The organism is Streptomyces sp. NPDC091280, from assembly GCF_044768565.1.
Classification (GTDB): Bacteria; Actinomycetota; Actinomycetes; order Streptomycetales; family Streptomycetaceae; genus Streptomyces.
This window is the reverse complement of sequence record NZ_JBIVUZ010000013.1, coordinates 343,172-350,390: the sequence shown is the minus strand read 5'-3', so window position 1 is coordinate 350,390 and position 7,219 is coordinate 343,172. Positions and strand designations below refer to the sequence as shown.

The window sequence follows — 7,219 nt, the reverse complement described above, 5'->3', positions numbered from 1 at the left end:
CTTGATCCTGCTCAGCGGGCGGACCCCCGCACGGCGGGCGCCGAAGATGCCGCGCGGGGACATCGGCAAGCTGTGAACCGGCGGGGCGGGCGGTGGGAGATCTGCATCTGCCCGGAATCGTCGGCTGGGCACTCGCCGGGGACCAGGACGCGGACGACACCATGATGCTGTCGCTGCTCGAACCCTACGCAGGACAGGAGCAGCGACACCGGGCGGTCCGCTTGATCCTGCTCAGCGGGCGGACCCCCGCACGGCGGGCGCCGAAGATGCCGCGCGGGGACATCGGCAAGCTGTGAACCGGCGGGGCGGGCGGTGGGGGGACCTGCATCTGCCCGGAATCGTCGGCTGGGCACTCGCCGGGGACCGGGACGCGGACGACACGATGATGCTGTCGCTGCTTGAACCCGCTGGTGGGGTGGGCGGGGCAGTTCCGCCCACCCCCGGGAGGACGCGCCGTCACTGGTCCGAGGAGAACCGCACCGCCCCCGCCGGGATCCGCGCGTCGCACCACACCCGCATGCCGTCGCGGAGTTCGTTGTCGGGGCCGATGACCGCGCCGTCGCCGATGACCGTGCCGGTGAGGACTGAGCGTTCGCCGACCCGGGCCCGGGTGCCGATGAGGGAGTCGGTGATGACGGCGCCGGGTTCGATGACCGCGCCGGGCAGGATCGTGGAGCCGAAGACCCGTGCGCCCTCCGCCACGAACGCGCCCTCGCCCACCACCGTGCCGCCGGTCAGCTTGGCGTCGGGGGCGACGCGGGCCGTGGGAAGGACGAGGCGGTCGCCGCAGCGGCCGGGCACCGCGGGGGACGGGGCGCGGCCCAGGACCAGGTCCGCGGAGCCCCGGACGAAGGCCGCGGGAGTGCCCAGGTCCAGCCAGTACGTCGAGTCCACCAGGCCCTGGAGGTGGGCTCCGGCGGCGAGGAGGTCCGGGAACGTCTCGCGTTCCACCGACACCGGGCGGCCCGCCGGAATCGTGTCGATGACCGAGCGGCGGAAGACGTACGCCCCCGCGTTGATCTGGTCGGTGACGATCTCCTCGGGTGTCTGGGGCTTCTCCAGGAAGGCCAGGACACGGCCCGTCGCGTCCGTGGGGACCAGGCCGTAGGCGCGCGGGTCCGTGACCTTGGTGAGGTGGAGGGAGACGTCCGCGCCGGTCGACTCGTGGGTGTCCACCAGCGCCCGGATGTCCAGGCCGGTCAGGATGTCGCCGTTGAAGATCAGGACCGGGTCGTCGGGGGCCGAGTGCAGCCGCGCGGCCACGTTGCGGATCGCGCCGCCCGTGCCGAGGGGCTCGTCCTCGGTGACGTACTCGATGTGGAGGCCGAGGGCCGAACCGTCACCGAAGTGCGGTTCGAACACCTCCGCCAGATAGGAAGTGGCCAGGACGATGTGCTCCACGCCCGCCGCTCTCGCCCGCGCCAGCTGATGCGTGAGGAACGGCACCCCCGCCGCCCTGACCATCGGCTTCGGGGTGTGCACCGTGAGCGGGCGCAACCGGGTTCCCTTGCCGCCGACCAGGAGGATCGCTTCTGTCACCTGTCGTCTCTGCTTCCTGCCGGGACCGGCCGAACTGTCCGTTTCGGCCGGCCAGTGTATGCGGACCGTGCACGCGTCCCGCAGACCCCTTCCCCGGCGTCCTCCGCCGTCAGCGGCCCTGGAACCGGGCCGACGTGGAGCGGGCCGAGCCGAGCTTGCCGTAGAGCTGCCGTCCTGGGCACTCCGTGGCGAACCCGTCCCGATGGCCGGAGATCGCATTGAGTCGTACGTTCTTTCCTTTTCGGTAGAGATTGCCACCCGCGGACTTCAGGTATGTCTTGCCGCGCGGGTTGACTCCGTAGAGTCCGAGTTTCCACGCGGCGAGGCGGGCGATGGCCGTGACCGCCGCCGAGGAGGGTTTGGCGGTGCCGAAGGTTCCGAGGACGGCGATCCCCATGCTGTCGGTGTTGAAACCGAGGGTGTGCGCCCCCATGACCGGCTTCGCCACTCCCCCGGCCCGGCCCTCGTAGATGTTCCCGCACTTGTCGACGAGGAAGTTGTAGCCGATGTCGCGCCAGCCGCTGCTCCTGACGTGGTAGCGGTAGATACCGCGAATGACCGAAGGCGCTTGCGAGCAGCTGTAGTTGTTGCCGGTGGCGGTGTGGTGCACGAAGACGGCCTTGACCTTCTTCGTGTACACGAAGCCCTTCTCGCGCAGCTTCTCGTCGGCGCCCCAGCCGCGCCGGGTGATGATGCGCGGGCGCGGGCCGATGTACGGCTGGGACCGGCCGTACATCGTGACCGCCTCCCGCTCGGTGGCCGCCCGGCTCAGCGCCGGGAGTTCGGTGGCGGCCAGCGGCGGGGCCGCGCGGCGGGCGGTCGCGCGGGCGGCCACGGCCGGGGCCTCCCCGCCCGGGTCCACGAGTTCGAGGTGCAGGCCGGCGGGGAGCGGGGACGGCCCGCCGCCCACGGCTCTTGTGGTGGCCGGGTCCGCCCGTACGCGGACGTCCACGCCGTCGGAGTCGCCCACCCACAGCGGGGCGGTGGAGCCGTGGACGCGGCCGGAGTCGCGTTCGGCGGTGCCGGGGTCGGCGCCGTGGTCCTCGTTGTGGGTGTCCACGTCCTGCCAGCCGGACCACTCCCCGGTGCCGGTGGCCCGGGTGCGGACCTGGACCCGGCCGCGGAGTTCGGTGCCGGGGTCGGTCCAGGTGACGCCGACGAGGGAGAAGCGGTGGACGGCGTCGCGGGTCAGGCCCTGTTCGGGGGCCGCGCCCAGGGTGCGGTCGCGGGTGGTGGGGGTCAGCGGCAGCGACTGGGTGCTGCCGGGGAGGTCCGGCGCGGCGGCGGGCGGCGCGGATCTCGCGCCGCTCGTCGACTGCGCCGCCCGGGCCGGTGCCTCGGCAGGCACGGCGGCTGCGGGCAGGGTGAGCGGGAGGGCCAGTGCGGCGGCGCAGGTGACGCCGATCGAGGAAGCAAGAAATCCACGCATGCCCCTGATCTTGAACATCGTCATACATATCTGTCTATTTGGGATTTGACGGACCGTCCGCTGCCGTTCGTCCGAACCGGTGGTCCCGCGCTCCGCGTCCGACGGCGCGCCCGCGTACGCTTTCGCGGGTGAACGCCACCGATCGCACCCCTGCCGACCTGCTGCGTTCCGCGCTCGCCGCGGATCCCGGCCGTCCCCTGGTGACCTTCTACGACGACGCCACGGGGGAACGCGTCGAATTGTCCGTGGCCACCTTCGCCAATTGGGTGGCCAAGACCGCGAATCTCCTTCAGGGGGATCTCGGGGCGGGGCCCGGCGACCGGGCCGTGCTGCTGCTGCCGGCGCACTGGCAGACGGCGGTGTGGCTGCTCGCGTGCTCGTCGGTGGGCGTGCTCGCGGACGTGGGCGGGGATCCCGCGGCGGCCGACGTGGTCGTCAGCGGACCGGAGTCGCTGGACGCGGCCCGGGCGTGCGGCGGGGAGCGGGTCGCCCTCGCACTGCGGCCCCTTGGGGGGAGGTTTCCGCAGACCCCCGCCGGGTTCGCCGACTACGCCGTCGAGGTGCCGGGCCAGGGTGACCGGTTCGTCCCGTTCTCGGCGGTGGATCCCGAGGAGCCCGCGCTGGTCGTGGGCGGGGTGGAGCTGACGGGCGCGGAGGTCGTCGAGCGGGCGCGGGCCGAAGCGGAGGCGGGGGCCCGGGTGCTGTCGGGGCTGTCGTACGACTCGTGGGAGGGGCTGAGCGCCGGGCTGTACGGGCCGCTCGCCGCCGGGGGGTCCGTGGTGTTGTGCAGGAACCCCGCTCAGCTGGGTGAGGAGTCCTTGGCCAAGCGGGTCGAGAGCGAGCGGGTGACGGTCACCCGGCTCTGAAGCAGCCGCGGGCGCGCCACCCGGCGGGTCACCCGAACGGCCCCCCACCGCCCGCCTCCCCGCCCCCATCCGCGCCATGGTCGTAGCAGCAGGACCACACGCAGGACCAGCACAGGACCAGCGCAGGACCACACGCAGGACCGGCGCAGGACCCCGCGCGGCAGCAGCGCGGGACCGCGCGCTCCCGCGACGGCCATCGAGGGGTGGAACCGCACGTGTTCGACGACACCGCAGGACGGGTTCTCGGGCCGGGTGCGGGACTGTCCGCCTCCGGGGCGGGCCTGGCGCGGCGGCGGCGCCGGCGGTGGGTGCGCGGGGCGGCCCTGGGGGTCGGGGTGGTCGTGCTCGGGGCGGTCGGGGCCGGGTGGGCCGTCTACGCGAAGCTCGACGGGAACATCACGCCGGACGACGCCGCCGCCGCCGAGCTCGCCCGCTACGACAAGGAGCGGCCGACCGCCCTGGTCAAGGGGGCGCAGAACATCCTGCTCATCGGGTCGGACTCGCGGTCCGGGGACGGGAACGCGGAGTACGGGCGGGACTCGGGCACCGAGCGGTCCGACACGACGATCCTGTTGCATCTGGCGGCCGACCGGCGCAGCGCCACCGCGGTGTCGTTGCCCAGGGACCTGATGGTGGACGTGCCGGCCTGTCTGCGGCCGGACGGGACTCGCACCGAGCCCATGTTCGCGATGTTCAACTACGCGTTCCAGGTGGGGGGTTCGGGCTGCACGATCCGGACCGTGGAGAAGCTGACGGACGTACGGATCGACCATCACATGGTGGTGGACTTCCACGGCTTCAAGGACATGGTCGACGCGGTGGACGGGGTGGAGGTCTGCCTCAAGGCGCCCATTCACGACAAGGCCGCCAGGCTGAGGCTGCCCGCGGGCAGGGTCACGCTCGACGGGGAACAGGCGCTGGGGTACGTGCGGGCCCGGAAGTCGCTGGGCAACGGCAGCGACACCGACCGGATGGACCGTCAACAGCGGTTCCTGGGCGCGCTGGTGAACAAGGTGCAGAGCGACGACGTGCTGTTCAATCCGGCGAAGTTGTATCCGGTGCTGGACGCGGCCACCTCGTCACTGACGACCGATCCGGATCTCGCGAGTCTGCGCGGTCTCTACGAACTGGTGCGCGGCGTACGGGACATCCCCACCGAACATGTGCAATTCCTTACCGTTCCGCGGGAGTCGTACATCTACAACGCGAATCGCGACCAACTGGTGGAGCCCGAGGCCGAAAAGCTGTTCGCCCGCATCAGGACGGACTCGGCGGTCGCGGTGGCCGGGGAGGTTCCCGGGGTTCCGGCGGACTCCGGGACGAACACCCTTGCCCCGGCGGCCGGTTCGGGGGCCACGCCCGCGCCGACGTTTCGCGGGAACACCGCCGCCGAGGACGGTTGCGGGTAAGTCGCGGACCGGGTCCACGAACTTCTGTTCCGGAAAATAGGACGGATTGACCGGTTGTAGGGACGTGGAATTTGTCACCGCCGTCACTTGACGCTCAACCGGCCGGATAGTGTGAGCGATCCGGTGTGCTCGCGCACCGGATGAACGAGACCCGAGCGCCTGAAGGGGGAAGGCGCCGCGTGGCCCCGACGGAGGATTCGGTAAACCGTGGACGCGCAAGGCCGTGGGCGGGCGGACAACATCGACCCCGCAGACCAGTGGGTACTCAATCCGAACACTGGTGAATACGAACTGCGACTGACCCCTTCCACACCGCAGTCGGCGGTGCCGGGGCCCCGGAGAGCCACCGCGCAGAACCGCGGTGTGGCGGCGCCGGAGCGGGAGACGGTCCCGAGGAGCCCCGGGCGTGAGGTGCCGGCGCCGCGCAGACGGCGGGGCGCGCCCGAGGAGCCGCCGGCCCGGCGCGGTCGCCGGCCGGTGAAGAAGAAGGCCAAGGGCAAGAAGATCCTGATGTGGACCGGCGGCGGTCTGGCCTTCGTGCTGGTCGCGGTCGCCGGTGGCGGCTACCTCTACATCAAGCACCTCAACGACAACATCACGGCCGTCTCCGACGACGGCGCCAGCACCGGCGGCTTCAGCAAGGGCAAGGCCATCAACCTGCTGGTGATCGGCACCGACAAGCGCACCGGCGCGGGCAACGAGGGCTACGGCGACGCCGGCAGCGTCGGCCACGCCGACACCACGATCCTGCTGCACGTGTCCAAGGACCGCTCGAACGCGACCGCGCTGAGCATCCCCCGCGACCTCATCACCGACGTCCCGGACTGTCCTACGACCCAGTCGGACGGCACGTCGAAGGTCATCCCGGGCTCGACCGGCGTCCGCTTCAACACCAGCCTGGGCCAGAGCGGCCGTACGCCCAGTTGCACCGTGCGGACGGTCACCGAGCTGACCGGGATCCAGCCCGACGACTTCATGGTGGCCGACTTCAACGCCGTGAAGACGCTGACCGACGCGGTGGGCGGGGTCGAGGTCTGTCTGGCGAAGAACATCGACGACGCCGACTCGCATCTGAAGCTGTCCAAGGGCACCCACAATCTCTCGGGCGAGCAGGCGCTGGCGTTCGTGCGGACCCGGCACTCGGTGGGCTTCGGCGGTGACCTGAGCCGGATCACGCTCCAGCAGCAGTTCCTCAGCGCGCTGATGCGGAAGCTGAAGTCCAACTCCACGCTCACCAACCCCTCGAAGATGCTGAAGCTGGCGGAGGCGGGCACCAAGGCGCTGACCGTCGACGACAACCTCGACTCCATCGGCAAGCTGAAGGACCTCGGTCTTGAGCTGGGCAAGCTCAATCCGAAGAACCTCACCTTCACCACCGTGCCGGTCGTCGACAACCCGGCGGAGAAGACCCCGGTGACGGTCGTCCTCAACGACACGACCGCCCCGCAGGTGTTCTCGCTGATCAAGAGCGACACCTCGTTCACCGCGGTCAAGCAGAAGGCCGCGCAGGAGAAGGCCGCCGTGGCCGCCCGGCTCAAGGGCACCAAGTCCGCCGCCTCCGCGGTGCGGGTGCGGATCCTCAACGGAGGGGCCGAGGCCGGCAGCGCACAGGAAACTCTTACGTGGCTGCAGAATGATGAGGGCGTGCTCAAGTCGGAGAACGCGGGCAACGCTCCGGCCGCCCTCGCGAAGACCACCCTTGAGTACGCGCCCGACCAGGCGGACCAGGCTCGTCGGCTCGCCGCCATCATGGGCCTCTCGGGGTCCGCGATGAAGCCGGGCAAGAGTGTGATCAACTCCCAGGGACTGCCGGCCATCACGCTGACCCTGGGCAAGGACTTCAAGGGTGCCGGAATTCCGCTCACCTCGACCGCGGGGTCGACGCCGGCGGGGGTGCAGAAGTCCACCGCGGACAAGGTTGAGTGCGCCAAGTAGGTGACCACACGGGTCCGTTCCGCGTCTGACAGGGCGCGGGA

Annotated in this window: 5 protein-coding genes and 1 pseudogene; 4 read left to right on the top strand and 2 right to left on the bottom strand. The window is 71.2% G+C overall.

Translation table 11 applies throughout. From position 1 onward, the window contains the following. Nucleotides 1–92 precede the first annotated feature (92 nt). Nucleotides 93–296, top strand: a pseudogene (locus ACIQPR_RS36260) (DNA-3-methyladenine glycosylase 2 family protein); the annotation flags it as partial. Nucleotides 297–456: 160 nt separating this feature from the next. Here the strand turns inward: ACIQPR_RS36260 and ACIQPR_RS36255 are convergent. Next, entirely contained in the window at nucleotides 457–1,539 is a 1,083-nt protein-coding gene (locus ACIQPR_RS36255; protein ID WP_403657274.1) for a sugar phosphate nucleotidyltransferase, read from the bottom strand. Between the two features lie 109 nt (nucleotides 1,540–1,648). Next, nucleotides 1,649–2,968 carry a peptidoglycan recognition protein gene (locus tag ACIQPR_RS36250; RefSeq protein ID WP_403657271.1) on the bottom strand — a complete coding sequence of 440 codons (1,320 nt, stop codon included), beginning with the start codon at nucleotides 2,966–2,968 and terminating at the stop codon, nucleotides 1,649–1,651. 128 nt (nucleotides 2,969–3,096) lie between these two features. Between ACIQPR_RS36250 and ACIQPR_RS36245 the strand changes: the two genes are divergently transcribed. The 3 genes from ACIQPR_RS36245 to ACIQPR_RS36235 all read left to right on the top strand — a co-directional run bounded on the left by ACIQPR_RS36245 (nucleotide 3,097) and on the right by ACIQPR_RS36235 (nucleotide 7,178). After that, on the top strand, nucleotides 3,097–3,834 hold the full coding sequence (locus ACIQPR_RS36245; RefSeq protein WP_403657268.1) for a TIGR03089 family protein: 738 nt from the start codon (nucleotides 3,097–3,099) through the stop codon (nucleotides 3,832–3,834). 215 nt (nucleotides 3,835–4,049) lie between these two features. Then, nucleotides 4,050–5,243 carry an LCP family protein gene (locus ACIQPR_RS36240; protein ID WP_403657266.1) on the top strand — a complete coding sequence of 398 codons (1,194 nt, stop codon included), beginning with the start codon at nucleotides 4,050–4,052 and terminating at the stop codon, nucleotides 5,241–5,243. A gap of 207 nt (nucleotides 5,244–5,450) precedes the next feature. Next, entirely contained in the window at nucleotides 5,451–7,178 is a 1,728-nt protein-coding gene (locus ACIQPR_RS36235) for an LCP family protein (protein ID WP_403657263.1), read from the top strand. Nucleotides 7,179–7,219: the final 41 nt, after the last annotated feature.

Bases quoted from the DNA above. Each gene is read 5' to 3' on its own strand.
- ACIQPR_RS36250 (WP_403657271.1), bottom strand. From the start codon at position 2,968: ATGCGTGGATTTCTTGCTTCCTCGATCGGCGTCACCTGCGCCGCCGCA.